The sequence below is a fragment of the Lignipirellula cremea genome (genome assembly GCF_056501455.1).
Map to the genome: position 1 here is coordinate 2,593,555 of NZ_CM151415.1, position 23,902 is coordinate 2,617,456.

At 65.8% G+C, this 23,902-nt stretch carries 20 protein-coding genes; 6 read left to right on the forward strand and 14 right to left on the reverse strand.

What is annotated here, in order from left to right; translation table 11 throughout:
• Positions 1 to 229: 229 nt before the first annotated feature.
• A complete protein-coding gene (locus SH602x_RS10160; protein WP_479476681.1) occupies positions 230 to 1,120 on the reverse strand; it encodes a bifunctional 5,10-methylenetetrahydrofolate dehydrogenase/5,10-methenyltetrahydrofolate cyclohydrolase in 891 nt (296 codons plus the stop codon).
• Between the two features lie 178 nt (positions 1,121 to 1,298).
• Here SH602x_RS10160 and SH602x_RS10165 point away from each other — a divergent pair, with 178 nt between their 5' ends.
• The 3 genes from SH602x_RS10165 (at position 1,299) to SH602x_RS10175 (ending at position 5,130) form a co-directional block, all read left to right on the forward strand.
• Positions 1,299 to 2,699 (forward strand): hypothetical protein, encoded by a 1,401-nt coding sequence (locus SH602x_RS10165; RefSeq protein ID WP_479476682.1) that lies wholly within the window; start codon positions 1,299 to 1,301, stop codon positions 2,697 to 2,699.
• Between the two features lie 312 nt (positions 2,700 to 3,011).
• Positions 3,012 to 3,947 (forward strand): segregation and condensation protein A, encoded by a 936-nt coding sequence (locus tag SH602x_RS10170; protein WP_479476683.1) that lies wholly within the window; start codon positions 3,012 to 3,014, stop codon positions 3,945 to 3,947.
• Between the two features lie 340 nt (positions 3,948 to 4,287).
• Positions 4,288 to 5,130 carry an MBL fold metallo-hydrolase gene (locus SH602x_RS10175; protein ID WP_479476684.1) on the forward strand — a complete coding sequence of 281 codons (843 nt, stop codon included), beginning with the start codon at positions 4,288 to 4,290 and terminating at the stop codon, positions 5,128 to 5,130.
• Positions 5,131 to 5,143: 13 nt separating this feature from the next.
• Here SH602x_RS10175 and SH602x_RS10180 read toward each other — a convergent pair whose 3' ends face one another.
• The 3 genes from SH602x_RS10180 to SH602x_RS10190 all read right to left on the reverse strand — a co-directional run bounded on the left by SH602x_RS10180 (position 5,144) and on the right by SH602x_RS10190 (position 8,199).
• The gene (locus SH602x_RS10180) at positions 5,144 to 5,575 is read right to left on the reverse strand and encodes a hypothetical protein (protein WP_479476685.1); all 432 of its coding nucleotides are present in this window, start codon (positions 5,573 to 5,575) and stop codon (positions 5,144 to 5,146) included.
• A 15-nt stretch (positions 5,576 to 5,590) separates the two neighbouring features.
• Positions 5,591 to 6,589 carry an ROK family protein gene (locus SH602x_RS10185; protein WP_479468559.1) on the reverse strand — a complete coding sequence of 333 codons (999 nt, stop codon included), beginning with the start codon at positions 6,587 to 6,589 and terminating at the stop codon, positions 5,591 to 5,593.
• 248 nt (positions 6,590 to 6,837) lie between these two features.
• A complete protein-coding gene (locus SH602x_RS10190) occupies positions 6,838 to 8,199 on the reverse strand; it encodes an enolase C-terminal domain-like protein (protein ID WP_479476686.1) in 1,362 nt (453 codons plus the stop codon).
• A gap of 654 nt (positions 8,200 to 8,853) precedes the next feature.
• Here SH602x_RS10190 and aroC point away from each other — a divergent pair.
• The 3 genes from aroC (at position 8,854) to SH602x_RS10205 (ending at position 12,723) form a co-directional block, all read left to right on the forward strand.
• Positions 8,854 to 10,005: a chorismate synthase gene (aroC, locus tag SH602x_RS10195; RefSeq protein ID WP_479476687.1), complete on the forward strand. Its 1,152-nt coding sequence runs from the start codon at positions 8,854 to 8,856 to the stop codon at positions 10,003 to 10,005.
• Between the two features lie 205 nt (positions 10,006 to 10,210).
• On the forward strand, positions 10,211 to 11,473 hold the full coding sequence (locus tag SH602x_RS10200) for a serine hydroxymethyltransferase (RefSeq protein ID WP_479468556.1): 1,263 nt from the start codon (positions 10,211 to 10,213) through the stop codon (positions 11,471 to 11,473).
• Positions 11,474 to 11,664: 191 nt separating this feature from the next.
• On the forward strand, positions 11,665 to 12,723 hold the full coding sequence (locus SH602x_RS10205; protein ID WP_479476688.1) for a PA0069 family radical SAM protein: 1,059 nt from the start codon (positions 11,665 to 11,667) through the stop codon (positions 12,721 to 12,723).
• A gap of 23 nt (positions 12,724 to 12,746) precedes the next feature.
• Here SH602x_RS10205 and SH602x_RS10210 read toward each other — a convergent pair whose 3' ends face one another.
• From SH602x_RS10210 to SH602x_RS10255, 10 genes are all read right to left on the reverse strand, one after another.
• Positions 12,747 to 13,679, reverse strand: coding sequence for a diacylglycerol/lipid kinase family protein (locus tag SH602x_RS10210; RefSeq protein WP_479476689.1), 933 nt, complete (start codon positions 13,677 to 13,679; stop codon positions 12,747 to 12,749).
• Positions 13,680 to 13,851: 172 nt separating this feature from the next.
• Positions 13,852 to 14,184 carry a hypothetical protein gene (locus SH602x_RS10215; RefSeq protein WP_479476690.1) on the reverse strand — a complete coding sequence of 111 codons (333 nt, stop codon included), beginning with the start codon at positions 14,182 to 14,184 and terminating at the stop codon, positions 13,852 to 13,854.
• A gap of 420 nt (positions 14,185 to 14,604) precedes the next feature.
• Positions 14,605 to 17,832 (reverse strand): valine--tRNA ligase, encoded by a 3,228-nt coding sequence (locus tag SH602x_RS10220; RefSeq protein ID WP_479476691.1) that lies wholly within the window; start codon positions 17,830 to 17,832, stop codon positions 14,605 to 14,607.
• 224 nt (positions 17,833 to 18,056) lie between these two features.
• Positions 18,057 to 19,685: a citramalate synthase gene (gene cimA, locus SH602x_RS10225; RefSeq protein ID WP_479476692.1), complete on the reverse strand. Its 1,629-nt coding sequence runs from the start codon at positions 19,683 to 19,685 to the stop codon at positions 18,057 to 18,059.
• Positions 19,686 to 19,952: 267 nt separating this feature from the next.
• On the reverse strand, positions 19,953 to 21,116 hold the full coding sequence (locus tag SH602x_RS10230) for a helix-turn-helix domain-containing protein (protein ID WP_479476693.1): 1,164 nt from the start codon (positions 21,114 to 21,116) through the stop codon (positions 19,953 to 19,955).
• A 102-nt stretch (positions 21,117 to 21,218) separates the two neighbouring features.
• Positions 21,219 to 21,671, reverse strand: a complete 453-nt coding sequence (locus SH602x_RS10235; RefSeq protein ID WP_479476694.1) for a hypothetical protein — start codon at positions 21,669 to 21,671, stop codon at positions 21,219 to 21,221.
• A gap of 205 nt (positions 21,672 to 21,876) precedes the next feature.
• Complete coding sequence (locus SH602x_RS10240; RefSeq protein ID WP_479476695.1) at positions 21,877 to 22,320, reverse strand: arsenate reductase ArsC; 444 nt, start codon at positions 22,318 to 22,320, stop codon at positions 21,877 to 21,879.
• Positions 22,317 to 23,000: an MIP/aquaporin family protein gene (locus SH602x_RS10245; protein ID WP_479476696.1), complete on the reverse strand. Its 684-nt coding sequence runs from the start codon at positions 22,998 to 23,000 to the stop codon at positions 22,317 to 22,319. Before SH602x_RS10245 ends, SH602x_RS10240 begins: the two co-directional genes overlap by 4 nt.
• Positions 22,997 to 23,470 (reverse strand): arsenate reductase ArsC, encoded by a 474-nt coding sequence (locus SH602x_RS10250; protein WP_479468543.1) that lies wholly within the window; start codon positions 23,468 to 23,470, stop codon positions 22,997 to 22,999. The genes SH602x_RS10245 and SH602x_RS10250 overlap by 4 nt, the downstream gene beginning before the upstream one ends.
• Positions 23,471 to 23,543: 73 nt before the next feature.
• Positions 23,544 to 23,864, reverse strand: a complete 321-nt coding sequence (locus SH602x_RS10255; RefSeq protein ID WP_479476697.1) for an ArsR/SmtB family transcription factor — start codon at positions 23,862 to 23,864, stop codon at positions 23,544 to 23,546.
• Positions 23,865 to 23,902 lie beyond the last annotated feature (38 nt).

A 23,902-nucleotide genomic window follows, 5' to 3' on the forward strand; every position in this document is an offset into this window, starting at 1 on the left:
CGATACCCGGAACGCTTGGCTGAAGGCCCGCAACACGGCGAATCCTCGCGATGCGTCCCTGAGTTTATGCGGCCTTTCCGAACTTGTAGTTTCGTAGGGTGCGTCTTGACGCACCTGTCGCGGACACGATTTTTCGATTCGGAGTCGCTGTCGATTCTGTGCCGGATCGACAGCGACTCGTCATCGAAGGCAGCGAGAATGACAGGGTGGGTCAAGACCCACCCTGCGACTACGAAGAACGCGACCGCGACGTAATCAACTCCGCCGCCTGCAGCGTGTTGTGCATCAGCATGGCGATCGTCATCGGCCCGACGCCCCTGGGCACCGGCGTGATCGCGCGGCAGATGGGGGCGACGGCTTCGTAATCGACGTCGCCGACCAGCTTGTCGCCCACGCGGTTGATGCCGACGTCGAGCACGATGGCGCCTTCCTTGACCATCTCCCGCGTGACGAACTTCGCCTTGCCGATCGCCGCGATCAGCACGTCGGCCTGCCGGGTCATCTCGGCCAGGTTCGGCGTCCGGCTGTGGCAGATGGTGACCGTGGCGTTGGCGAACGCGGGTCCCAGCCGGGAATCCCGCTGGAGCAGCATCAGGCCGATCGGCTTGCCGACGATGTCGCTGCGACCGAGCACGACGACGTGCTTGTCCGCGATCGGCAGGTCGTACCGCGCGAGCAGCGTCTGCATCCCGAACGGCGTGCAGGGGAGATACCGCGGACGCCCCTGACAGAGCAGGCCGACGTTCTCCGGATGGAAGCAGTCGACGTCCTTCAGCGGATGGACCAGGTCCAGAATCCGCGACGAGTCGATGTGCCTGGGCAGCGGTAACTGCACCAGGATGCCATGCACGGACGGATCGTCGTTCAGCGCCCCGACCCGATCGACCAGTTCCTGCTCGCTGACCGACTCGGGCAACCGATCGACGCCGCCCGCCATGCCCGCCGCTTCGCTGGCCTTCTGCTTGTTGCCGACGTAGACCTGGCTCGCCGGATCGTCCCCCACGAGCACTGCCGCCAGCTTCGGCTGCACGCCCGTCTTCTCGCGGAACGCGGCGACCTGCTCGCGGAGTTCTTCTCGAAGCGTCGCAGAGGTCGCTCGTCCGTCGAGAACGATGGTCATAGGTCGATATCTGGCAGGCGGCGGATCGATGAACGCGGTCGCATCGCGAAGGGCTCGTCATTCTATCGCGATGCCTGCGGACCGAAACCGGCGCCTCCCGCGACGCAGCGTTCGGAGATCGCGACGAGAATCGATAGGATGTCCGACGCGTTCCCTGCTACCGCGAACGAAAGCGATCATGCGTCGTCCTCGATTCCTGCGCTTCGGCCTGCTGGCTAGCTTCGCTGCGATGCTGATCGTCATCAGCGGCGCCGGCTGGCTGCGTTCGGAGCTCGATCTTTACCGCGAAGAGCAGGCGCTCCTCGCCGAGTTCGCCGAAGCCGGATGCACCGCATCGGCGGCCCGGGGGGAGATTGATTATTCCCTGCCCAAGCCGATTCGACCGCCTGGATGGATGTCGCACGCGCCGAAATGGCTGCGACGCGTGAACTGGATCTCCGTCACCGGCGATCCCCCGGATGCACTTCGCGGCCGTGCGCTGGCATTGCCGACGCTCAAGAGCTTCGACGTTCAGGTTGAGAGAGGCCAGCTGTGGCGTTTCATGCGCACGCCGCTTCCGACGTTTCCGCCCTCGGAGTCGCTGCTCGACCGGAGGCTGCCGGAGTTTCGCGAACCGATCATCGATCGAGAAACCCTCGCGGCTCCGTTGCCCGACGGCGAGACGATCGAGGAGCCCGAACGCGGACAGATACTGACCGCCGTGCGGGAGGCGTGGCTCGTCGACGCGATTCAGGCGCCGACGCGGTACGTGAAGCGAATCGAGACGTCCATCGTCCAGGCGATGACGGTCGATCTGGTCCGCGACGGAGAATCCTTCTGGTGCGTGCAAGGCGGCCCGCACGTCGCGACCGAGGAGCGGCGGCTCCTCACCCTGTGCGACTCCCGTGACGAATTCGGCCTCGCCTACGAAAACGAGCGGTGGCGGATCGAGCGGCAGTCCGATGCCGCTTTTCATCCCCTCTGGCGCCTGCGCAGCGCCGCGGCGTTCTCGAAAACCGGACTCCCCCGCGCTGCCTGGGACGAGCGACCTCTCGAGGAAGCGATCCTTTCGCATGTCGCGCGCGTCGCGCGGATCGACGGCGATCGGGTACGGATCGAGGCGAGCCCGTTCGAGCTCGACTACAGCTTTCCTTCGGTTCGTCAGGAGAGCGTCGCGATCGAGGCGATGACGTTGATCCTCCGAGAGGACATGGACTGGGCGGTCTGCTCGGAGCGGACCAGATTCGTGCCGACGAACTCCAACGTTCCGGGAGCGGCGAAGCGATTCGAAATCGAACGGGTCTATGAGCGTCGCGAGGGATTCGTCTTGCCGATCGAGGAGCTCGGTGGCGTCCTCTTCCCTCCCAAGCGGACTCGCTACGCGTGGGAGCTGAACCCCACGATCGATCCCGCGATCTTCCACCCCAATCGCTACCTCGCCGAACCGCTGCCGCCGCGGACAAGAGCGTTTCCGTGGTGGTTCGTCACGTTCGCGCTGGGGTGCCTGTTCGGAGCCTATCTGATCCTGCGGAAGATCGTCTCCGCATTCGGCAGGCGAGAACGATCCGCTGCGCGCGTCGAGCCAGCCACGGGAGCCTGAGCGACGCAAGCGGCGGCGAGCCTGACTGCGGTTCACGGTTTGCGCGATCCTCGTTCTGGGCGGCCCAGGTTGCTCGCCAACCTGGGTCGAACGAAGTTCGACAAGAGGAGCGGCAGCCGGAAGATTCGGCGATATCGAACGACGTGGCGAACGTTTCGTCGATCTTCTTGCGGCTGACGCCGCCCAGGTTGACGAGCAACCTGAGCCACCCAGACCTTAAAAACGACTACGGCGGTCGCTCTGGCCTCGGCCGATCCAATCGCGGTACGATTCGGCGTCTGCTGCATTCGGGCCTCGCTAGGGATCCTTCGATTGGCTGATCAGGACTTTCGCGTCGATCTCGACGTCTATCGCGGGCCGCTGGACCTGCTGCTTTATCTCGTGCGCAAGCACGAAGTGGAGCTGACGGAGATCCCGCTGGCGAAGATCGCCGATCAGTACCTGGCCCATCTGGAAACGCTGCAACTGCTGGAGATCGACGACGTCGGCGATTTTCTGGAGATCGCCAGTCTGCTGCTGGAGATCAAGAGTCGCCAGGCGCTCCCCCGGCAGACCGAGGAGGTCGAAGAGCAGGTCGACGAGGCAAAGCAGGATCTTGTTCAGCGGCTGCTGGAATACAAGCGTTTCAAGGATGCCGCCGTCATTCTGGAAGAACGCAGTCGCGAGTGGGGCCGCCGGGTCGGAAGGCAGTCGAACGACTTCCCCGATCGCGAACTCGATCTGGCCGAGCAGCCGATCGGCGACGTCGAATTGTGGGACCTGGTCAGCGCGTTCGGGCGGATCATCCGCGAACAGCAGGAACTCGATCCGACCAGCATCGTCTACGACGACACGCCGATCGACGTCTACATGCGGCAGATCCACCAGCAACTGGTCCGCAGCGGTTCGATGGCCTTCACCGAGGTCTTCGAATCGGGCATGCACAAGTCGGCGATGATCGGCGTCTTCCTGGCCGTGCTGGAACTCTCCCGGCGGTACAACGTCCTGCTCGACCAGGGCGAGCCGCACGGCGAGATCGTGCTCAAGCCCGGCCCCGGCTTCGACCCCGTGTTCAGGAAGTTCGGCGAAGGGATCGACGAGGAGACCGGAGACGCCGGACAAGTCTCGGAAGAACCCGGTCCCATGCGGACCGTCGACGCTTCGGTCGAGGCCGAGACGGATGCGGACGATTCTGGCGAGGCGAGTTCCTCGTACGATCCGTGGGGGATCGACGAAGCGGAAGCGGGTGAAACAGAGGCCGACGACTGAGGAACCGCCCGTGTGCCATGGCTGGCTTGCCCAGCCGTGCCGTCGCTCAGGGAAGACTCGGCCCCTCTTGCCGCTTGCTGCTGGTTCGAACTGCCGCCTCGTGACGATCGGCATCGTCTGCTCGATTTCGCGTTGCGGGGACACGGCTGGGCAAGCCAGCCATGGCACACGGATGCGACTGAGCTTCGTTCGCCCTTCCTGTCGCGGAGCGAAGCTTCCGCGAACCCCGGCGCTTCGCCCGGTGTCGCGAAACGGGGAGACGTTCTACACTCGGGACCTTCCTGGCGCCGGAGACTTTGCTCGCGACGGCGGCGTCGATTCCTTTCGTCCGCCCGCGGTCATGCTCGACAACGCCCCGTTTCTGACGTTCCCCGGCGAAACGTGCTCGGTCGAGGGCTACTCCCGCGCGGCGGTGCAGACCTACTGGCGGATCCCCGAACTGAAGATCGGCTTCGATCTGGGGGGCCATCCCTGGGACTTCATGGGGACGCCGACCTGGTTCATCACGCACACCCATCTGGATCACATCGCCGCGCTGCCGGTCTACGTCGCACGCCGGCGGATGATGAAGATGGAGCCCCCCACGATCTACCTGCCGGCCGACGCGGTCGAGCCGGTCGATCGGCTACTGAAGACGGTCTCCAGGCTTGATCGCGGACGACTTCCCTGCGTGCTGAAGGGGATGGAACCGGGCGACGAGGCGACGCTGTCGAAGGAACTGGTCGTCACCGCCCATAAGACGACGCACACGGTGCCGTCGCTGGGGTACGTCGTCTGGCAGCGGCGCCAGAAGCTCCGGGCGGAATTTCAGGGGCTGCCCGGCGACAAGATCCGCGACCTGCGACAGGCCGGAACCGAAGTGACCGAAGAGCGGCGAATGCCGATCGTGGCCTACCTGGGCGACAGTTCCCCGCCCGGTCTGGACGACAACCCCGCGTTCTACGAGGCGGAGACGCTGATCGCGGAGATGACCTTCTGCTCGTCGGCCCACCGCAAGGAGAAGATCCACAAGCATGGTCACATGCATCTTGACGACTGGGTCGAGCGGCAGGACCGCTTCCAGAACAAGCGGATCGTGGCCGGCCACTTCAGCGTCCGCTACAGCGTGCCGCGGATTCGGCGTCTCGTGGAAAAGCGGCTGCCCGGGATGCTCGACGGACGGCTGACGCTGGCGATTGCGTAGTTCTCGTAACCGCTCAGGATCCACCAGAAAACAAGCGTCGCCACCACGGCGCTCGAACTGTCGACGATTCGCGCAGGCGGGCGCCCGCGGACTCGTCGTAAATCTCGCCGTCGTCGCCGACCACGAATGCATCGAGCGCGGCGGCGATCTGCAGCATCTTGCCGAGGATCTCGGCGTCCGGGTTCTTCACGACGACGCAGCCGTCGCGGCAATCGAACCAGACCGGATCGTCGGCCGCGCGAGGCTGCGAGTACGCGGTCCAGACGGCGAGGCCCCGGCTCTCGTACCGCATCTCCAATCCGTCAACGAGGCCTACCGCGGCCTGGCCGTCGAGGCGCATCTCCGGATCCGCGCTGACGTAGGCGAGCCATTCATCGAGCGAGATCGGATCGGATTCGCTATCCGTCCACTCCTCGGTACGCGAGATATGGACGTCGTATCCCATCGGTCGCTCCGCGCGCTACGGCGTCTCGACGAGGTTCCCTTCGAGCGTACGCTTCGCCCAGGCGGCGGCGCCGAGGCAGGCGGCGTCGTCTTGAAGCGACGCGGCGACGATCTTGTAGCTGCCGCGATAGGCCGGCATCACGCGCTCGTCGAGACGCTTCTTGACCTGCTCGACGAACAGGTCCGGCATCGCTTCGACCAGTCCGCCCCCCATGACGATCACGTCGGGGCAGAGCAGGGCGACGACGCCAGCGAGGACTTCGCCGATGCGATGGCACGCCGCGAGGAGGATCTCCGCCACGGCAGCGTCCTGCGTCGAAGCCTCCTTCAGGGCGCCGCTGCGTACGTCCTCCAGCGACAGGCCCGTGTTCTTCAGCAGGAACTTCGCCTGGCCGCGATAGGCGGCGCGGGTCGCTTCCGAAGCGATCGCGAGGCGACTGGCGACGGATTCCAAGCAGCCATGCTGACCGCAGCCGCACAGCGGGCCGTGCGGTACGAGCGGAACGTGGCCGATCTCCATGCAGGAAAGCCGCAGCCCGCGGAAGATCTCCCCGCGGTGGATCATCCCGCCGCCGATGCCGGTGCCGGGGAAGACGCCGATGGCCGTATAAGCTCCTTGCGCGGCGCCGAAGCGGTACTCGCCGTAGATGCCGGCGTCGACGTCGTTGAGCGCCACGACCGGGACGCCCAGCCGATCGGAGAGCCGCTTCCCGAGCGGAGTCTGATCCCAGCCGATGTTGGGGCCGTCGAGCAGAGTCCCCTTCTTCAGGTCGATCGGTCCGGGGCAGCCGATGCCGACGCCGCGAACGTCGGCGAGCGTAATCTTCGCCTCGTCGAGCGCGCCGAGAATGGCTCTCTCGATCCGCTCGAGACCGGAGTCGGCGCCCTCGAAGCCCTTGGTCTTGACCCGCTTGCGACCGCGAATCTGGAAGTTGTCGTCGATCGCTGCGGCCAGCATCTTGGTGCCGCCGAGATCGAAGCCCACCCAGTGGCCGCCCTGGCTACCCGTCGTCATGCGGTCGTCGATGGAGAGTATCGAAGCGTCAGCCTTCGCCCCTCGTTCGGCCGCTCGAAAGCGAAAGCGAGGTATTGGAAGGCAATGCGGTAGCATACCACGTCGGGCCGATCGTCGAAGTCGACGCAAGCGATCGACCAACCTTCTCTGCGTACCATGGCTGGCTTGTTCAGCCGTGCCGAACGGAGCTCAGACGCGCACGGCTGGACGAGCCAGCCATGGCACACGATACGGCAGACGTAATTCGTCTAGCGGGAGAGATCGCCGTAGCCGATCCCAGGCAACGTCAGCTTTCCGGAGGCGACGCGGCCTGCGACCGGCTGCATCAGATCGGGGAAGGCCGATGCCCAGGCCTCGTTCCCTTGCGGGCAGTATTGCCGACCGTTCCCTTCGATCGCGGCGACCGTCGGCAGATGCGCGGCCAGCGCGATCGACTGCAGCAGCGAACGCCCGACGCAGGTGAGGTCCTGCACGCACAGGAACATGCCGTACTTCTGAGCGGCCGACGCCAGCAGGATCGACTCCGCCAGCCCCTTGCACGCCTTGAGCGCGACGCCGGAATAGCCCTGCTCCCGCGCCAGCAACAGGCTTTCGTAGTCGACCAGCGACTCGTCGATCACGACCGGCTTGATCGCCGCAGCGGCGTGCATCGATGCGCCGAAGCGCTTCAGATCGCGATGCGTCGGCTGTTCGAGGTACTGCGTCCTCGCGAAGGCGGCGGGGGAGCGTTCTTCCACCTGTCGCAGAAAGGCCAGCACGTAGTCGACGTTCTCGCACCGCTCGTTGAAGTCGAGCGAGTAACGAAGCGCATCGCGCCGGTCGGACGCGCTTTCGTTCGCGACCCGGTCGACGGCGATCGTCCGCTCGACGTCCCAGGCCAGGTCGTCGCCGGCCAGCTTGATCTTCAGATGCGTGAGTCCGTCGCGAGCGATCCACTGGCCCAGCGTCAGGGGCAGGTCGTCGCCCGGCTGCGTCGTCACGTCGGAAGCAACCAGCGGATCGAGCGCCCCCACCAGGTGATACAGGGGGAGCGACTCCCGCGGCTGGCCCGTCACGTACTGCGCCGGCGTTTCCCCTGCGAACGAAGCGTCGAGGTGCGAGGCGAGCCACTCCGCCGGCGCCGCATCGGCGACCAGGGCGAAGGTCGACCTTCCACGCAGCTTTCCGTAGGCGTCGAGCAGGGCCGCGTCGAAGGGGCTGTACGCCACCATCGCGGCCAGTTCCGGCATCGGCTCCGCGAGACGGCGTTCCTGCACGAGATCGCTCGCCCACGCGACGAGTTGCGATCGGACGAACAGGCTGGTCTCCAGCGGATGGCCGACCCACTGTTCGTCGCTCGCCTTCTGGGCGACTCGTTCGCCCAAGGCGACCATGGCGGCGGTCGTTTCGTCCGAGGAGAGCGTCTTGCTCGGCCAGGCCCAGGCGGAGCCGACCGTCATGCTTCCCTGACCCCAGGCGCTGCGCCCGGCGCGGTCTTCAAGTCGAACTTCGCAGTTCAGCACGACTACGTCGGTCACGACCCGGCCGCCGAACTTCATCGGCGTGCGGTAGGCGTAGCGTTCGGTGGTCGCGCGGGCCTCGCGCACGGCGAGAGCGTCGTCGTCGGACACGAGGCGTTCCTGAGAGGGCGGATCGAACGCTTCGGCGAGTCGCGGAAGCCCGCTCGTTCTACTCAACCGGCGGCCCGTCAGCGAGGCGCCGGGAGGAAGGACCTGTGACGAAAGCAGGGTCCGGAAACGAAAAAAGCTGCCGGACGGTGGGGCAGATACCGTCCGGCAGCCAAAGCTCCCTGCCGAAGCAGGGATCTTATGCGTTTTGATTTTTCGAGCGACGCATGGAGCCGCGGAGTCGATCCGCGCAGCGACTCCGGCAATCGGCTCACTGGGAGTGTTGCATGCTTATCGACGCTCCCCGGCGGATACTTCAGCAGGTGACTGTGTCGGTTTATTGCCGCGCCGCACCATTAAGGGCCTTCAGTGCGCGTTCAAGTTCCTTTAAGTGCCTCCCTTAAGAGGCGCTTATCGGTTCGAAGTCGCCCTCGGTCGTATTTGCAAGTTGAGATTTCGTATCGAGTTACCGCGCGCGGGTTCCGCCGTTGGCGGCAGGCGACTCGCCGCTGCCCCCCACCGGAGGGAATCAGGAGAAGAATTAGTAAAAATTCCGGTAGGTGTGATGGTGCGATCAGGAGTCGGTGAAGTTGCTACTCAGGGCGGCGATTTCGGCATAGAATTCGGCTTTGACCGTTCTCCGCCGCTCTGCCCTCGATGCTGCATTACTCCACTGCCGGCGAATCCCACGGCAAGACGCTCATCGCCCTGATCGATGGGGCGCCGGCGGGTCTGACGCTCGAAACCGACTCGATCGACCGCGAACTGAAACGTCGTCAGGGCGGATACGGTCGCGGCGGGCGGCAGCGGATCGAAACCGACGTCGTCGAGCTCCTGACCGGCGTCTGGCGGAACGTCACGATCGGCAGCCCGATCGCCCTGCAGGTCGTGAACCGCGACTACAAGCTGGAGCGGCTGGAGGATCTCGACCGTCCCCGTCCGGGTCATGGCGACCTGACCGGGGCGGTGAAGTACCTCGGCTCCGTTCGGGGCATCCTCGAGCGGGCCAGCGCTCGGGAAACCGCCGTTCGCGTCGCCGCGGGCGCTCTCGCCAAGCAGATTCTGCGTCCCTTCGGGATCGAGGCGTTCGGCTACGTCGTCGAACTGGGCGGCGTCGATCTTTCGGCCGACGAAGCGACGCACCAGAAGAGCGCCGCGGAGCGGATCGCGCTTCGCGACTCCAGCATCGTCTACTCGTTGCGGCCCGACCGGGACGAAGAGATCAAGCGCCTGATCGACGAGACACGCAAGGCCGGCGATACGCTCGGCGGCGTGATGGAAGTCCGCGTCGAAGGGCTCCCCTTCGGCCTCGGCACGCATGCACAGTGGGATCAGAAGCTGGACGGTCGACTCGCTCAGGCGGTGATGGCCGTCCAGGCGATCAAGGGCGTCGAAATCGGGCTCGGCTTCGAGGCCGCCCGGCGGAAGGGCTCCCAGGTTCACGATCCCATCGTCTACGACGCCTCGCAGAAAGAGACGCCGACGCTCGGATACTCCCGGCCCTCCAATGGCGCCGGCGGACTCGAGGCGGGCATGACCAATGGTATGCCGCTGGTGATTCGCGCGGCCAAGAAGCCGATCAGCACGCTGGCCAAGCCGCTCGCTTCGATCGATCTGTCGACGAAGGAGGCGAACACGGCGGCGTACGAGCGGAGCGACGTCTGCGCCGTCTCCGCAGCCAGCGTCATCGTCGAGAACGTCGTCGCCTTCGAGATCGCCCGGGCGTTCCTGGAAAAGTTCGGCTCCGACAGCATGCAGGAGATCGAAGCCCGCTACCGGCTGTTCCAGGAACTGGCTCAGAAACGGTAGTCTGGCGGAAGGCCGCGTCCGGGGGCCTGCGCCTCTCGCGGCTGCATGAATGAGTTTCATGTCAGGCTGCGTCCGGCCGACCTTCGCAAACCTTCGACCGCCGGTAGACTGAACCGTTCGTTCCGCGGCCCCGTCTTTTCGAACATGCGGGGCGCCTGCCCTGCTCAAGATCCCTGTTCTGCCTATTACTGGGCACGAGCTTCTCATGAACTTCCTGCAATCGACCGATCCCGAAGTCTGGTCCGCTGTCGCCGCCGAGATGGAGCGCCAGCAGGACGGACTGGAGATGATCGCCAGCGAGAACTACACCAGCCCCGCCGTCATGCAGGCGGTCGGCAGCGTGCTGACGAACAAGTACGCCGAGGGGTATCCCGGAAAGCGCTACTACGGCGGCTGCGAGTGCGTCGACGTCGCGGAAAGCCTGGCCATCTCGCGAGCGAAGGAACTGTTCGGCGCGGAGCACGTCAACGTTCAGCCTCATTCCGGATCGCAGGCGAACCAGGCCGTCTACCTGTCGCTGCTCCAGACGGGCGACAAGGTTCTGGCGCTCGACCTGGCGCACGGCGGGCACCTGACGCACGGCATGAAGCTGAACTCGTCGGGCATCCTCTACAACTTCGTCCATTACGGCGTTCGCAAGAGCGACGAGCGGATCGATCTCGATCAGGTCGCCGCGCTCGCCCGGGAGCATAAGCCGAAACTCGTCGTCGCCGGCGCCAGCGCTTATCCCCGCACGATGCCCCATGCGGAGATCAAGGCGATCGCCGACGAAGTGGGGGCCAAGTTCATGGTCGACATGGCCCACTACGCCGGTCTCGTCGCGGGCGGCGCGCATCACAACCCGGTCGAAGTCGCCGACTACGTCACCACCACGACCCACAAGACCCTCCGCGGTCCCCGCGCCGGCATGGTGATGTGCCGCGAAGAGTTCGCCAAGGACGTCAACCGCAGCGTCTTCCCCGGCCTGCAGGGGGGGCCGATGATGCACGCCATCGCGGGCAAGGCGGTCTGCTTCGGCGAGGCGCTGAAGCCCGACTTCAAGGTCTACGCCCGGAACATCGTCGCGAACGCCAAGACCCTCGCCCAGACGCTCGTCTCAGGCGGACTGCGTCTCTGCACGGGCGGCACGGACAACCACCTGATGCTGGTCGACGTCACGTCGCTCGGCTTCGGCGGCAAGACGGCGGAGGCCGCGCTCGCCCGCTGCGGCGTCACGATCAACATGAACCTGATCCCGTTCGACGAGCGCAAGCCGACCGACCCCTCCGGCGTCCGGATCGGCACGCCCGCCCTGACCACCCGCGGCATGGGCGTCGACGAAATGAAGCAGATCGGCGAGTGGATCCTCGACGCGCTGAAGCATGCCGACGACGTCAGCCGGCACGCGAAGATCCGCGGCGAAGTGAGCGAGCTCTGCAAGAGCTTTCCCGTCCCCGCCGCCGCGCTGGACAGCGAAGTCGTGGCGTAAGGCTGGCCGTCATTCTCGTAGGGCAGGCGCCCCGCCTGCCATCGCAGCGTGCGATCGGTTCATGGCAGGCAGGGCGCCTGCCCTACAAGAAGCGAAGCGGGAGAACCTCCTCCCGCTTTTTTCGTAGCCGAGCGGGTATACTGAACATAAGAGCATTATCGCTTCCCGCTTCCCCTCTCGACGAGTCGACGATGAAACGCCACGGTTCGCGCATCGATCCGCCGAACCGTTTCGAGGCGGTGCATCGGGAGGAAGACTACGCCGACTTCGAGCACGACCCGGAGGAGGTCGCGGGTCGGCAGGAGCGGGCGATCGAGTACCTGATCGACGAGACGCAGTCGTTCGTCACCTCCAACGACTCGCCCGATATCGCCTTCAACTACAGCGCCAATCCCTACCGCGGCTGCGCTCACGGCTGCTCGTACTGCTACGCCCGGCCGACGCACGAGTACCTGGGGATGAACGCGGGGCTCGACTTCGAGACCCGCATCATGGTGAAAGCGAAGGCGCCGGCGCTCTTTCGGGAGTTCCTCGGCAAGAAGAGCTGGCGCTGCGAGCAGATCGTCTTCTCCGGCGTGACCGACTGCTACCAACCGGCGGAGCGGAAGTTCCGGCTGACCCGCGGCTGCCTGGAAGTCGCCAGCGAAGCGAACCAGCCGATCGGCATCATTACCAAGAACGCGCTCGTCGCGCGGGACGTCGACTTGCTCGCGTCGATGGCCGAGCGGAGCCTGGTTCACGTCAACGTCTCGGTCACGACGCTCGACCCGGCGCTCGCCGCGTCGATGGAGCCTCGGACCAGCGTGCCTGCGGCGAAGCTGCGCGCGATCCGAACATTATCGGAAGCCGGCGTTCCCGTCCGCGTGATGGTCGCCCCCGTCGTGCCCGGCCTGACCGATTCGGAGATTCCGAAGATACTTGCAGCCGTCAGCGAGGCGGGCGCGAAGTGCGCCGGGTACGTGATGCTGCGGCTGCCTCTCACGGTCGAGCCCGTCTTCTTCGAGTGGCTTCGCCGCGAACGACCCCTGGAGGCGGAAAAGGTCGAAAACAATCTCCTCTCCGCAGGCGGCGGGCGCCTCTACAACTCCGATTACGGCAAGCGTCAAGTCGGCGCGGGTCCCGTCGCCGACCGCATCCGCCAGGTCTTCGACCTGTTCAAGCGCCAGCACGGCCTGACCGGTCTGCCGCCGCTCGTTACGACCAACTTTCGCCCGCCGAAGTCAGCGAGCGGGCAGGGGACGTTGTTCTGAGCGACCGACCTCGAGCGTCGTCCTCAGAATCCTCCATCGACTTCATCATCCACCAGCGAAGGCGGAACGATCAGGGGGAGCGCGCCGGGCAACACGCGGAACTCGATGGGACCGTCAGTGACCAGGTCGCCGTCGATGGTGACCGCGATCGGCTCGTCGCCGCGGACGGTGAAGCGCTCGACCGTGCGCTGCTCGATCAGATCGTTGTCGACGAACGCCTGCATCAGGTAGTCGGCGGTCAGGCCGACGATCTCCCCCGCGGCGCCGGCGCGGACGAGCGTCGCCGTCATGAAGCCGTCGAACAGCGACTCGTGAGGCGCGACGACCATGCCGCCGCCCGACGTCTTTCCGTTGGCGACGAAGAAGTTGAACATGTCGACGTCCATCGACTCGTCGTCGAACGTCACGGTCGCGGGAAACGACCGGAGATCGCGGATCACGTCGACCAGGCCGCGGAGATAGACCAGGGGTCCCCAGGCCTTCTTGGTCTGGTCGTCGAGGCGCTCCAGGAACTGCCCCGTGTTGCCGCCGGTCGCCATGTTCGCGACGATCCGGTCGCCCCCCTCCCAGGTCGCGAGAATCGCGTCGCCGGGGCGGATCGGACCGGTGAGGATGGTGTTCGTCGCGTCCGGATCGTCGAACATGCCGAGCGTCCTCGCGAAGTCGTTCCCGCTTCCGAAGGGGAGCACGCCGAACGCGGGAGGCGCTTCGCCGCCGTGGCGAAACAGGGCGTTCACGACGTTGTTGATCGATCCATCGCCTCCCGCGGCGACGATCCGCTCGACCTTCGCTTCGCACGCCTTCCGGACGGTCTCCTCGGCATGCTCGAGCGACGTGGTCTCGACCACGAGGACGTCGGGGTGTTCGTCGAGAACTTTCCTCGCCGCGGCCGCCGCTTCGATCGTGCCGGCGCCCGGATTCCAGATGACGACCGCCCGCATTCCCTGGAACTTCATCGCTCGCCGCCGTCCGATTGCGCTTGCCGCTGAAGAGCGTGCGTGCGAACCGCGTCTTTACCGGACGCCTTCCGCCCCGCCGCCGAACTCTGGATGCGAATCCTACCCCATCGCATCGGGAATTCGATTCTTGGGCGCGGAACGATTTCGGGAAGAGCCCGTGGCGAACGTCTCAGCTCGATTCGTCCGCCGCTTTCCGTCGGATCCGGCTGCGGTACCAGTAGAAGAGGGCGACGAGCAGGATGCCCGCGACGCATCCGCCGGCGAGGCCCTGGCCCATGCCGATGATCATGGCGTTCGGGACGGCAGCGTATTCGTATTCCGAATAGACGCTCGGCGCGACCTTGCCGCCGACGTAGCCCGACCCCACGCCGATCCAGCAACCGCCGAACGTCGTCAGCCCCACTGCCGCGACGCTCGCGAAGAGCGTGCGAGCGCCGGGGAGTTTGTGCGGAGGCGGTTCGCCGTCAGCGTTCGGCGAGGAGTAAGGGTTGGTCTGCGACATGGACGATGACTCACACTTGCCGAAGGTGACTATTCGCCGATCGCACGACTCGCCGTCGAAGCTTCGTGTTCGCGACTCGCGAGCGAATAGCGGACAGCAAAGACGAGGAGCGCGAGTCCGAGCATGGTCAATCCGATTAAACCGGCTCCGATCCAGACGAACGTCTCGCCTGCGATGAAGCCCGTCGAAACGCCTTCTTTCGTCCCGTTCGCACCGAATCGGAACGAGTAGAAGTCGCTGGAATCGCTGGCGAGTCCCATAACGAGAAGCACGCCGCCGAGCAGAATCGATAATCCAGCGGCGACGAACGCGGTCGCGATCAGCGCGAGCTTCCAATACGCGGGCCGACGAGAGGCCTCGTGCTCAGGCGATCGGTAGGGATCTTCGTCAGGCGATCGTTCGATGGCGGCGACTCCTTACCTAAGGCTTACTATCCCGCTTCTTCAACTCCTCCAGCGCCGCGTTCGCCTGGGCGAGTTGGGCGCGGGCGTCGTCGAGGCTGGCGCGAAGCTGGGCGACGACTTCGGCAGGAGCCCGGCTGACGAAGGCTTCGTTCGCGAGCTGCCGTTCCTTCGAACCGATCGTCTTGGTCAGGTTCTCGGCCAGTTTCACGTTCCGCACGATCTCGGCCGGCACGTCGATGAAGTCCTTGAGATCGACGTAGACCTCGACCGCCGCGGGGGCGCCGGCGATGGTCAGGCCGGTCAGCGAAACGTTCGCCGACGTCGCGGGCGGCTTCACCCCGGGGCCCCATTCGGCGACGTTCGCCGACGCCAGGCGATGGAAGTAGGGCCGCATCGGCTCCAGCAGCTCGACCGCCGCGGGCGTGCAGTTCAGCGAGAACTCCAGCTCCTTGCGCGGCGGAATGTTCTGCCGGCTGCGGATCTCGCGCAGCGCGCCGATCGTCTGCTGGAACAGGGCGAACTGCTCTTCGATCGACCGGTCGATCAGGTTCTCGTCCGCGACCGGCCAGGGAGCGAGCATGATCGTATCGCCCGCCTGCTTCGGCTGCGGATAGCCGCGGACCGGCGCGACCTGCGACAGCAGGCTCCAGATCTCCTCCGTGATGAAGGGCATCATCGGATGGAGCAGCCGCAGGAGCTGATCGAGAGCGTGCGCGACCATCGTCTGGGCGACCCGTCGCGAGGCGGCGCCCCCCTCGGCCTGTAACTGTTCGTCGGCGAGGCGTTCCTTCAGGATCTCCAGATAGAACGAGCAGAACTCGTCCCACGCGAAGGCGTATAGCACCCGCGCCGCCTCGGCGTAGCGGAACGTTTCGAGCGCCTCGGTCGTCTCCCGCGTGACCGTCTGCAACCGGCTCAGCATCCACCGGTCGCCCACCCGCAGCTCTTCCACGGGAACGATCGTCGGCTCGAAATCGTTCAGGTTCAGCAGGATCAGCCGCGCGGCGTTCCAGAGCTTGTTGGTGAAGTTCCGGCACTGCTCGAAGCGCTCGCTGACGACGGCCGCGCGGGGCAGGGCGAGGTCTTCTTCCTTGCGGGCCCACTGCGTGGAGAACTCCTTGCCGCACTTGGGGCAGGCGACGCGGGGCTTCTCGCGATTCTCCTTGGTCTGATCGACCAGCGTCTCGCAGTGGGGGCATTCGAACTGCACCGGCAGGCGGACGTCCTGCGTCTCGGTGGTGAGCCGGGCCATGCCGAAGCGGAGCGCGTCGGCGCCGAACTTGGCGATCACGTCGAGCGGATCGATGCCGTTGCCCTTGGACTTGGACATGGTCTCGCCGTAGCCGTCGAGGATCTTCGGATGGATGAAGACCTCGCGGAACGGAATCTCGCCCTCGCCTTTTTCATTCTTCACGTTGTTCAGGCTCATCAGCGCCATCCGGGCGACCCAGAGGGTGATGATGTCCCGGCTCGTGATGAGCACGCTGGTCGGATAGTAGTAGGCCAGCTCCGCCGTCTTCTCCGGCCAGCCCAGCGTCGAGTGGGGCCAGAGCGCCGAGCTGAACCACGTATCGAGCACGTCGTCTTCGCGGACGAAGCCCATCTCCTCCAGCGCCGTCCCCGCGGAGGCGTCCAGCGACTCGCCCTCCAGGCAGACATGCACCACCGCATGGGGCAGCGCCTCGCGCGTCACAAGTCCGCCGCCGAGGGCTTCGTTCTGCTCCGCGGGCGACTCGACCTGAAAGACGGCGTGACCCGTGCGGAAGGCGTCGAGCTCTTCCAGTTCGGCGACGATCTCGCTCGTCTCCGCCGGCGTGGCGCAGACGAGCGACCAGACCGGGATACGATGCCCCCACCAGAGCTGCCGCGACACGGGCCAGTCGCGTTTCTCCGCCAGCCAGTCGCTGTAGCTGGTCGCATACCGCGGCGGGACGATCTTGATTCGACCGTCGGCCACGGCGTCGATCGCCGATTGGGCCAGGCGGTCCATCTTCACGAACCACTGGTCGGCCAGGAACGGCTCGATCGGCGTCTTCGACCGGTCCGAGTGAGGCAGCTCGATCTCGCGATCCTCGACCTCGACAAGGTAGCCCTGATCGTCGAGATCCTTCACGACGGCCTTCCGCGCGGCCTGCATCGACAGGCCGGCGTACGCCCCGGCGTTCTCGTTCAGCGTGCCGTCGGCCTTCAGGATGTTGATCATCGGCAGGCGCTGCCGCTTGCCGACTTCGAAGTCGTTCGGATCGTGAGCCGGCGTGATCTTCACGCAGCCGCTGCCCAGTTCGGGCTTGGCCCATTCGTCGGCGACCAGCGGGATCTCGCGATTCTGCAGCGGGAGCGTCAGCTTACGACCGGCCTTCGCCATCTTCGCGAGCAGTTCGAGCGCCGGCAGCATCTCCGCGCGTCGCTCGACGATGGCGTCGATCTGTTTCTGGATCGCGGGCTTCTCCTTGGCCGGCGCCTTGTCGAGGCGTTCCTTCAGCTCGGCTTCGACCTTGTCGAGCGCCTTCGCGGGATCGGGATGCACGGCGACCGCCGTATCGCCCAGCATCGTCTCCGGGCGCGTGGTGGCGACGATCACATGCGTCGGCTCGCCCGGCTGGGGCGAGATGACCGGATAGCGGAGATGCCAGAAGCTCCCCTTGACCGCGAGGGGGAAGACTTCGTCGTCGCTGACGGCGGTCTGCAAGTGGGTGTCCCAGTTCACCAGCCGCTTGCCGCGGTAAATGAGCTGCTTGCGGAAGAGGTCGAAGAACGTGCTGCGGACCGCCCGGGCGCACATCGGATCGAGCGTGAACCGCGTGCGGTCCCAGTCGCAACTCGCCCCCATCTGGCGAAGCTGGCCCAGGATGCGGGTTTCGTACTCGTCCTTCCACTTCCAGATCCGCTCGACGAGCTTCTCGCGGCCCAGGTCATGCCGCGTGAGGTTCTCCTGTTCTTTCAGGCGCTTCTCGACGACCGCCTGCGTGGCGATGCCGGCGTGGTCGGTGCCCGGCATCCAGAGCGTTTCGAACCCCTGCATCCGCTTCATGCGGACGAGGATGTCCTGCAGCGTGTTGTTGAGCCCGTGCCCGAGATGCAGCGCGCCCGTGACGTTCGGCGGCGGGATGACGATCGAGAAGGGTTTCTTCTGCGGATTCGGTTCGCTGTGATACGCCTTCTTCGCGTCCCAGAACGCGATCAGTCGCGGCTCCGCGGATTGAAAGTCGAAGCGGTTCGGCAGTTCGTCGGGAGTGAAGCCCATGTATGTTCCAGATCCGTCAGAACGTCATTCTGCGAAAGATGAAGGTTCTACTGCGTCGGCTAGCGGGGGACGGAAGTCCCCCGAGTTCGGCTAGCGGTCGAAGACTGCTAGCGTGGTTCGTCGAGCCGGATAGCTGCTCGGCTTTCGCTTCGCTAAGCCGACGGACTCGGGGGACTTCCGTCCCCCGCTGGCCCCCGGAAAGGAACGCCGCGAAAGCTTGTAACTCACGTCGCGGCGGCGACTTGAGAAGCGACGAGGGGCGCCCCGTCGTGCTTGGTGAGCTTGTACTCCAGCGCATCGCGCAGGGCAAGCCAACTGGCTTCGATGATGTTCTCGCTGACGCCGACCGTGCCCCAGGTTTCGTGCTCGTCGGCGCTCTCCACGATGACGCGGATGCGCGCGGCGGTCGCCGCTTCGTAGTTCACGACGCGGACCTTGTAATCGACCAGCCGCATCCCGGCGAGCTGCGGGAAGTCGCCGCGAAGCGCCTTCCGCACGGCGTTGTTCAGCGCGTCGACCGGACCGTCTCCTTCCGCCGCCTCGAACCGGTCCTCCCCGTTCACGCGGAGCTTCACCAGCGCCTCCGCGAAGGGGGCGTGCGACTCGGCGTTCCGGTCGCCCGCGACGACGCGGTACTTGATCACCTCGAAATGGGGTCGATCGATCCCCGCCTGGCGTCGGACGAGCAGGTCGAAGGAGCCGCCCGCCGCTTCGAACTGGTAGCCCTGCGCTTCCTTTCGGACGACCTCGGCGAGGATGCGATCCATCAGCTCGCGATCGTCCTGCAGATCGAACTTCTGCGTCATCGCGACGATATTCGAGCGGCCCGAGAGTTCGCTGACCAGGATCCGCCGCTCGTTACCGACCAGCGCCGGATCGAGATGTTCGTACGACGCTGCTGCGCGGTTGACCGCGTGGACGTGCATGCCTCCCTTGTGAGCGAAGGCGCTGTGGCCGACGAAGGGCTGGCTGTTGCGAAGGTGGACGTTCGCCGTTTCGTAGACGAAGCGGGAGAGTTCCGTCAGCCGGTCGAGCGGTCGCCCGCCCAGCACGCGGTAGCCCTGCTTCAGGCCGAGGTTCGCCATCACGCTGATCAGATCGGCGTTGCCGCAGCGTTCGCCGAAGCCGTTGATCGTCCCCTGCACCTGCACGGCGCCGGCGTCGACCGCGGCGAGCGAATTGGCCACCGCCAGATCGCCGTCGTTATGCGTATGGATGCCGATCTCCGCGGCGTGCCCCGCGTCCGCCAGCGCCTTGCGGGCTTCGCGCACGATCCGGGCGATCTCCTCGGGCAGGCTTCCGCCGTTGGTGTCGCACATGGCGATCCGCTTCGCGCCGCCCTGCGCTGCGGCCAGGATCGTCTGCACGGCGTACTCGGGGTTTTCTTTCCAGCCGTCGAAGCAATGCTCCGCGTCGTAGACGACCTCCCGTCCGCTCTCGACGAGGAAGCCGACGCTCTCGGCGATCATGTCGAGGTTCTCCTGCCGGCTGACGCGGAGGATCTCGTCGACGTGGAACGCGGACGTCTTGCCCACGACCGTGCAGACGGGCGCCTCGGATTCCACGAGCGCCCGCATGCCGACGTCTTCGGACGCCTTGACGCCCCGGCGGCGGGTCATCCCGAAGGCGCAGATCTTCGCGCTCGTGAGCCCCAACGTGCGGACGCGGCGGAAGAACTCCACGTCCTTCTCGTTCGAGAGGGGGTAGCCTCCCTCGATGTAGTCGACGCCGATCTCGTCCAGCCGCTGGGCGATGCGGAGCTTGTCGTGCAGCGAGAGCGAAATGCCCTCCCCCTGCGTCCCGTCGCGAAGCGTCGTGTCGTAGATCTCGATCGTGCGCTGGCCGGTCGTCATAGGAAGCTCAAGTCGAAACGGGATCGCGTCCGCCGGGAAATGAAAAAACCCTGATCCTCGGGAGGAGGGTCAGGGTCGGCGAATCGTCGGTGTGCGAACTGCGACAGCCCCGGACCTCCTGTTCAGGAGTCGGTAATGACGATCGTAATGATCGGTCGTACGGGCGTCATCGGCAGGGCGCGGTAGTCGTTCAGGTCGCGGAACGGGTCAATTATGCCCGATTCCCGCGGAGGTGCAAGTTATCGCGTAGGGCGTCGGACCCGCGGATCAGCCGCCGAGCTGCAGGGCGTTCACGATCGAATCGACGATGGACGTCGAAACGGTGTACTCGCCCTGGTAATCCCACATGTTCAGGATCAGGTCGGTCATGAAGATCAGACCGGGCGTCATGAACATCAGCACCAGCAGCAGGCCCAGCACGCTCCAGATCGAGTAGGGCTTTTCCTGGACGGGGACGGTGACGACCTGGACCGCGGGGGCGCCGCTGACGCCCATGCCCATGTCGCCGCCCATTCCCATACCGGCGCCGCCGCCGTCGAAGCCGAATCCGCCGGCTCCGCCCAGATCGTCGCCGAATCCGCCGAGCTGCGTCGCGTCGCCCATGTCGGCATAGGCGTCGTCGCTCAGGACCGGAATGACCTGCGATTCGGACTCGTCGTCCATTTCCGCGCCGGCGGGCGATTCGAGATCGAAATCGTCGCCCCGGCCCCGCTTGAGCTGCGTCGCCGCCGACTGGCTGTAGGGATCGGCGTCGTCGAGCGGAACGATGTCGCTGTCGTCGGCCGAGGCGTTCGTGCTCATGTCGAGCCCGCTGCCGCCGGACGCCAGGTCGAGACCGCTCGATTCGAGCGACAGCCCGCTGTCGTCGGGATTCAGCTTCACGCCGCTGTCGGACGGAGACAGTACCGATGCGTCGTCGTCGAAGGCGTTCCCCCCGTCGAGCGCCAGGTCGTCGTCGCCCGAGCCGGAGATGGCCGAACCGGATCCCTTACGCGGCGCCGCTTCGGCGAGGGCCAGGTCGTCGGCCTGGAGCGCGAGCGACGAACCGCCGGGCGCCTCTTCCGCGCCGGCAAGTTCCAGGGCCGAGGGCGAACCGTCGAAGCCCATCGAATCGCCGGTCGTCACGAACGAACCGCCCGAGGAACCGCCGCCGGTCTGATCGTCGGAACCGAAGCCCGACAGGCCGAGGCTGGCCGAGCCGCCCAGTTCGAGTTCGTCATCGCCCAGCGACAGCGAATCGCTCGGCGACGCAGCGTCCGTGAGCGTGATCTGCTGTTCGTCGGCGAAGCGCTCGACTTCTTCGCGCTTGAATTGCAGACCGGCTCCGCCGCGAACGGGGAAGATCTCCCCCCGCTCCTGCATGCTCTTGAGCTGCGCGGGCGTCATCTTGAGCAGGGCCGCGGCTTCTTCGAGGCTGAGCAGACCGGACATGCAGCGAACGCTCCAGAAAAGATGAACTCGCGAGGTTTCGCGGCGAACTCTTCTCTGACAGAGCGTTCGCGGGGCCGGGGAGGCCTCGCGAGCGGTCGCTCGTCAGCGATTGAGCATCGCCTTGATGTCGCGGGGGGACGGACTCGACGTGCCGAATTCGTCCATCTCGAGATCGTATCGAAAGTTCCGCACCGACTTGAGCGAAATCTCGCCCGTGGTCGGGTGGATGTGGTACACGCTCACGACCCGGCGTTCCCCGTCGATCAGCAGCGTCTGCTGCTTACCGTCGGGCAGCGTCGAGACGATCGCCGCGATGGTCGACCCCGGCACCGCCTGGGCGGTCGCCGAGGAGGAAATCGCGTCTGCCGACGTCGCCCCCGCCGAATTCGTCCGAACGGGACGCCCCTGCGAGTAGGTGGCGGCCGGCGTCGTCGAAGCCGGAAGTTGCGAAAGGGACGAGGGTTGGGCGCGACTCGCCATCGGAACGCCGGCCATCAGCCCCGCCCCGAGCGCAAGTCCCGCCGCCATCGCCATTCGGATCGTCACGTGCGGCATCGTCGAACCCTCCCTGATTCGGCAACGGACCGTGTCATCGCTATTCTAAAAGCGGCAGGCGGCGATTCAAGAAAAACCGGAACCGTCCGCGCGAAAAGCTAGGAAGCCTGCGGCGCCTGCGCGGATCGTACCGAAAACCCTTCCCCCGCCGCAAGATCGGCGTCCGCCGCTCGATCCTCCCGACGCATCGACCGCCGATTCCTCCCTACGACGCCGATTCTTCGCTCGATCGCACCGGCGCTTCGGAAAGATAGTTCCGGATCGCGGAGCGGATTTCGTCGCGGACCCGGCGGAATTCGGCCATTCGCTGTTCGTCCGTCCCGACGGCGTGGGCCGGATCGTCGAACGGCCAGTGGAGCGTCAGGTCGGCCCCGGGGAAGATCGGGCACGCCTCGCGAGCGTTGTCGCAGACCGTCACCACCACGTCGAAGCGCTGGTCGGCGAACGGTTCGACCGACTTGCTCGTTCCGCTCGATAGGTCGATCCCGATCTCCGCCATCGCCTGGACCGCGAGCGGATGGACGTACCCCGCCGGCTTCGATCCGGCGGAGACGGCCTCCCATTCGCCGGCGCCCAGTTCGCGCCACAGCCCCTCCGCCATCTGCGAGCGGCAGGAATTTCCCGTACAGAGAATCAGGACACGCTTCATCGATCGCATTCAGGTTGAAGGACGACGTCGTTCGGTCGGACAGGCGCCGCTACGAAGCGGCTGATCGGCACGGCCAGCAGGGCTCCGATCGTCGGGGCGGCGAGATAGATCCAGAGGTGGCTGAGTTCCCCGCTCACCAGCGCGGGCGCCAGCGATCGGACGGGATTCATCGAAGCGCCCGAGATCGGCCCGGCGAACATCGCCTCGAGCGCGACGACTCCGCCGATCGCGACGCCCGCCAGGATGCCCTTCTCCTTCGAGCCGCACGAGACGTTCAGGATCACCAGAGCGAGCAGAAACGTCAGGACGATTTCCAGGACGAAGGATTGCGACGAGGAGCCCGCGGGAATCGTCGCGCCGAGCGTTTCGTGACCGGGGAACAGCGCCAGGATCAGGAGACTCGCGACGATCGCGCCGACGCCTTGCGACAGGGCGTAGGGAACGACCTCCGATCCGGGAAACTTCCGCGCGGCCCAGAAGGCGAGCGTCACCGCCGGATTCAGATGGGCGCCGGAGACGTCGCCGAAGGCGTGAATCATCGCCATCACGATCAGTCCGAACGTCAGTCCCACGCCGACCGAGGTCACGCCGCCGCCCGAGACGTCGTCGATGACGATCGCTCCCGTCCCGGCGAAAACGAGCGCGAAGGTTCCGACGCTTTCGGCGACGTACTTTCTCACGCGTTGCCTCGATCGGCAGACTCCGCGAGTGCGGCGGATTCGAGGAAAGGCGCCTCGGCGAGCCAGTCTTCGATCCGGGCGTCGATCGCGTCGCGAACCCGTCGAAAGGATTGCAGCTGTTCGTCCTCGCTCGCTTCGACCGCGGCGGGATCGGCGAAGGGCCAGCAGGCCGTACGAATCGCGAAGGGCCAGATCCGCGGACAGGCTCGCTCCGCATTCTCGCAGACGAAGATCACGTGGTGCGCCGAGATCTTGCCGAGGAACTCGCTCAGAGGCTTCGACCGGTGGCCTTCGAGCGAGATGCCGATCTCCTGCATGACGCGGTGCGTCAGCGGATGAATGCCGTTCGGTTCCAGGCCGGCGCTGCGGACCTCGAAGCGATCGCCTGCGCGACGGCGCAGCAGGGCTTCCGCCATCTGACTTCGGGCGGAGTTGGCCGTGCAGAGGAAGAGCACGATCGGCTTGTTCATCAGCTTGGCTCTTTCATCGACGGGCATGTCCCTGGCCGTATGCCCGCGGCGCCGTGATCGAACGAAAATTCGCTCACTTCACGGCCTCCCGGCGATCGGCGACGTCAGCTTTGACCACTGATTCCAGGCAGCAGAAGAATTCGCCCAGGCAGTCGCAGCAGACTCGGAAATAACTCATCGCGCCTTCTTTTCGGACGGTCACCAGGCCCGCCTCCCTGAGGACGGCCAGATGCTTCGAGACCGTCGACTGGTCGGCGCCCACCTTCGCCGTGAGATCGCCGACGCAGCATTCGCCTACCCTGAGCAGGTCCAGCAAATAGAGACGGCTGGGATGCGCGAGAGCCTTGGCGACCTTCGCCCGGGCCGCGTAGCGCTTCTGGTCTCTTTCGCTCATGGCCATATTGCCATGTTCGCCTGAACGAAGGCGCTGCG

Excerpts from the sequence above, each read along its gene's own strand:
- SH602x_RS10160 (WP_479476681.1), bottom strand. The coding sequence starts at position 1,120 with ATGACCATCGTTCTCGACGGACGAGCGACCTCTGCGACGCTTCGAGAA.
- SH602x_RS10165 (WP_479476682.1), top strand. The coding sequence starts at position 1,299 with ATGCGTCGTCCTCGATTCCTGCGCTTCGGCCTGCTGGCTAGCTTCGCT.
- SH602x_RS10175 (WP_479476684.1), top strand. The coding sequence starts at position 4,288 with ATGCTCGACAACGCCCCGTTTCTGACGTTCCCCGGCGAAACGTGCTCG.
- SH602x_RS10180 (WP_479476685.1), bottom strand. The coding sequence starts at position 5,575 with ATGGGATACGACGTCCATATCTCGCGTACCGAGGAGTGGACGGATAGC.
- SH602x_RS10185 (WP_479468559.1), bottom strand. The coding sequence starts at position 6,589 with ATGACGACGGGTAGCCAGGGCGGCCACTGGGTGGGCTTCGATCTCGGC.
- aroC (WP_479476687.1), top strand. The coding sequence starts at position 8,854 with ATGCTGCATTACTCCACTGCCGGCGAATCCCACGGCAAGACGCTCATC.
- SH602x_RS10200 (WP_479468556.1), top strand. The coding sequence starts at position 10,211 with ATGAACTTCCTGCAATCGACCGATCCCGAAGTCTGGTCCGCTGTCGCC.
- SH602x_RS10205 (WP_479476688.1), top strand. The coding sequence starts at position 11,665 with ATGAAACGCCACGGTTCGCGCATCGATCCGCCGAACCGTTTCGAGGCG.
- SH602x_RS10210 (WP_479476689.1), bottom strand. The coding sequence starts at position 13,679 with ATGAAGTTCCAGGGAATGCGGGCGGTCGTCATCTGGAATCCGGGCGCC.
- SH602x_RS10215 (WP_479476690.1), bottom strand. The coding sequence starts at position 14,184 with ATGTCGCAGACCAACCCTTACTCCTCGCCGAACGCTGACGGCGAACCG.
- SH602x_RS10220 (WP_479476691.1), bottom strand. The coding sequence starts at position 17,832 with ATGGGCTTCACTCCCGACGAACTGCCGAACCGCTTCGACTTTCAATCC.
- cimA (WP_479476692.1), bottom strand. The coding sequence starts at position 19,685 with ATGACGACCGGCCAGCGCACGATCGAGATCTACGACACGACGCTTCGC.
- SH602x_RS10230 (WP_479476693.1), bottom strand. The coding sequence starts at position 21,116 with ATGTCCGGTCTGCTCAGCCTCGAAGAAGCCGCGGCCCTGCTCAAGATG.
- SH602x_RS10235 (WP_479476694.1), bottom strand. The coding sequence starts at position 21,671 with ATGCCGCACGTGACGATCCGAATGGCGATGGCGGCGGGACTTGCGCTC.
- SH602x_RS10240 (WP_479476695.1), bottom strand. The coding sequence starts at position 22,320 with ATGAAGCGTGTCCTGATTCTCTGTACGGGAAATTCCTGCCGCTCGCAG.
- SH602x_RS10250 (WP_479468543.1), bottom strand. The coding sequence starts at position 23,470 with ATGAACAAGCCGATCGTGCTCTTCCTCTGCACGGCCAACTCCGCCCGA.
- SH602x_RS10255 (WP_479476697.1), bottom strand. The coding sequence starts at position 23,864 with ATGAGCGAAAGAGACCAGAAGCGCTACGCGGCCCGGGCGAAGGTCGCC.